Raw genomic sequence first — 3,788 nt, 5'->3', positions numbered from 1 at the left:
ATCGGCAATGCTTGCCTCTGCCGCTATCGCCGCTTGATAATCGGCCTCGTTCGCACCATCAAAGGTTAAACCTAGGATATTCCCTAAGGTGGTGTTGCTGATACCGTTAACGTCACTGTTGGTCGCCGCCAACTGCACACTGGCAAAAGCATCGACGCTGTTATCAACACTGTCGATCACTGCTTGCAACGCCGCCACATCCGCGATGCTTGCCTCTGCCGCTATCGCCGCTTGATAATCGGCCTCGTTCGCACCATCAAAGGTTAAACCTAGGATATTCCCTAAGATGGCATTGCTGGTACCGTTAACATCACTGTTGATCGCCGCCACCTGTATATCAGAGAACGAGCTAACACTATCATTGACGTTATCTATCGTATTTTGCAACTCACTGACCGTTGAAATAGCTCCCCCACTACCAATTTCTAATTTATATTCCTCCAAATTATGGACAATAAGGTTTTCTAGGTCGAGAATACTCTCTAGCGTAATCATATATATATCACTAGTATCGCTCGCCGCCACTGCATTTTTTACTGTTACAAAACTCTCGTTACTTGTATTGATATCACTAATATATCTTTGAATCTCACTAATACTTCTAAAATCAGTTCTTCCAACAAGGCGAGATTGATACTCTAATAAGTTACCTGATTGAACATTAACTAATAAACCACCCAATTCCCAATCAGCTTGCGTTAATGTAGTTGCATTAGCAATTGCATCATTAATCGTCGAAATTAATACATCGTCACCATTTTCTGTATTAATGTAACTTTGTAAGTCCAACCCATAAATAACACTTGTTATCGAGTTAATTACAAAACTAGATATATAGCTCGACAACAACTCTTGTTTTACATTTGATAACGTCACTAATGCTGCGAGATTTTCGTAAGTAATGGCATTTTCGTCTGTCGACAACGCCGTATTTATCGCACTAATGGAGAGATTTTGCTCGGTTAATATTGCATTAACCTGATCTAAGCTTGCGAGTGTTAAACTACTGATATTTCTTATTTCAACACCACTATTTTCGCTAAATTCAAAACCTTTATAGTCAAGATAGGTCGCATCTGGTAGGTGAACTCTAGCAACATTAACCCCTCTATTATTAATATTTAAGGTGTCTGTCACTTTGCTAACTGCCGCAAGAATACCTACATCTGTGTAAATCGTTGAGCTTGTGTTATAGGCGACATGTTGAGATAAGGAATTGATTGTATTGCCCATATCCGTACCATGGACAGTACAGTAATAGCTGAAGTTGCTATTATCTGCATTGGTCAATGTAACCGCAGTATAAGCACCATTTTGACCAGGCACACCAGTGCTAACCACAGAAAAATTATTGCTATCCGAAGTAAATCCAATAGGGTGATTTACATTGCTGCTAGCTGATTGATCAAAATAGTATGTTACATCCGGTGCCAATGATAAGGTTGGTTTTACCTCACCATCTACAAGAAATACATTTGCCCCTAAGTAACTATCAAAGACGACTTCTATCTGATGAACTTTTATGTCTTTTGGCGTTAAGAATAATGATTCATTGTTGCTCGTATCATGAAGTTTTAATTTACCTGTATCTGAAAACAAATACTGTCCAGGTAAATTATACTCGCGCTCTAGTACACCTTCTAACATTCGGCTAAAACCTAACCGAGTAATATCATCTCTTAATGAGGTTACATTTGTACTATAACGTGAGAACGCATCTAAAGGTGTTTGTAATGCCGTTTGTTGTTGGTACGCATCAATCGTCGCGCTCAGCAATGACTGATTTGAGTTAACCTCTTGAACTTTTGTCAAAAGAGTCGCACTCGTTACAGGTAAATTAACAATGGAAGCCAAAGCAACCTGATAGTGGATCTCATTGGCTTCGACTATCGTATTTTCAAGCGACAACACTCTTTCTAGAAGGCCTATTGATAAACTATTAAAACTTTCATTTTGTAGATATGTATTAATCTCTGCCAACGATTGAATACTTTCATTCGTCCGATAAATTAAAGACTGTAAAGAGTCTACGCTATCGATAGATAATTGTTCAGCAATAGTGGTTCGATACTCAATAAGATTCGCTTCTATAAATTGTAAATCACGGATAGCCGACAGGGTAATTAGTTCGATAGTAGACGCATCGCTACTCGTCGCCGCCAATTGCACACTGGCAAAAGCATCGACGCTGTTATCAACACTGTCGATCACTGCTTGCAACGCCGCCACATCGACAATGCTTGCCTCTGCCGCTACAGCCTCTTGGTAAGCGGTCTCGTTCGCACCATCAAAGGTTAAACCCAGGATATTCCCTAGGGTGGTGGTGTTGAAACCGGTAACGTCACTGTCGGTCGCCGCCGTTTGAACCTCGGCAAACGCCAATAAGCTCGCGTCCACACGTTCAATCAGCACTTGCAGCGCCGACACATCGACAATGCTTGCCTCTGCCGCTATCGCCGCTTGATAATCGGCCTCGTTCGCACTATTAAAAGTTAAACCTAGGATATTCCCTAAGATGGCATTGCTGATACCGTTAACGTCACTGTTGGTCGCCGCCAACTGCACACTGGCAAAGGCATCGACGCTGTTATCAACACTGTCGATCACTGCTTGCAACGCCGCCACATCGACAATGCTTGCCTCTGCCGCTATCGCCGCTTGGTAATCGGCCTCGTTCGCACTATTAAAAGTTAAACCTAAGATATTCCCTAAGATGGCATTGCTGATACCGTTAACGTCATTGTCGGCCGCCGCCGTTTGAACCTCGGAAAACGCCAATAAGCTCACGTCCACACGGTCAATCAGCACTTGCAGCGCCGACACATCGACAATGCTTGCCTCTGCCGCTACAGCCTCTTGGTAAGCGGTCTCGTTCGCACCATCAAAGGTTAAACCTAGGATATTCCCTAGGGTGGTGGTGGTGAAACCTGTAACGTCACTGTCGGTCGCCGCCAACTGCACACTGGCAAAAGCATCGACGCTGTTATCAACACTGTCAATCAGCACTTGCAACGCCGCCACATCGACAATGCTTGCCTCTGCCGCTATCGCCGCTTGGTAATCGGCCTCGTTCGCACTATTAAAAGTTAAACCTAAGATATTCCCTAAGATGGCATTGCTGATACCGTTAACGTCATTGTCGGCCGCCGCCGTTTGAACCTCGGAAAACGCCAATAAGCTCACGTCCACACGGTCAATCAGCACTTGCAGCGCCGCCACATCGGCAATGCTTGCCTCTGCCGCTATCGCCGCTTGATAATCGGCCTCGTTCGCACCATCAAAGGTTAAACCTAGGATATTCCCTAAGGTGGTGTTGCTGATACCGTTAACGTCACTGTTGGTCGCCGCCAACTGCACACTGGCAAAAGCATCGACGCTGCTATCAACACTGTCGATCACTGCTTGCAACGCCGCCACATCCGCGATGCTCGCCTCTGCCGCTATCGCCGCTTGGTAATCGGCCTCGTTCGCACCATCAAAGGTTAAACCTAGGATATTCCCTAAGATGGCATTGCTGATACCGTTAACGTCACTGTTCGTCGCCGCCAACTGCACACTGGCAAAAGCATCGACGCTGCTATCAACACTGTCGATCACTGCTTGCAACGCCGCCACATCGGCAATGCTTGCCTCTGCCGCTATCGCCGCTTGGTAATCGGCCTCGTTCGCACCATCAAAGGTTAAACCTAGGATATTCCCTAAGGTGGTGTTGCTGATACCGTTAACGTCACTGTTGGTCGCCGAAGTTTGAACCTCGGCAAACGCCAATAAGCTCGCGTCCACACGCT

1 protein-coding gene is annotated in these 3,788 nt (G+C 45.1%); it reads right to left on the bottom strand.

Features of this window, described 5'->3' with window-relative positions; translation table 11 throughout:
• On the bottom strand, window positions 1-3,788 hold a 3,788-nt coding region (locus VTH8203_RS17965; RefSeq protein WP_158296185.1), incomplete at both ends, for a beta strand repeat-containing protein.

Origin of the sequence: Vibrio thalassae (assembly GCF_900089835.1) — a bacterium.
Classification (GTDB): Bacteria; Pseudomonadota; Gammaproteobacteria; order Enterobacterales; family Vibrionaceae; genus Vibrio; species Vibrio thalassae.
This window is presented reverse-complemented; position numbering and strand designations above follow the sequence as displayed.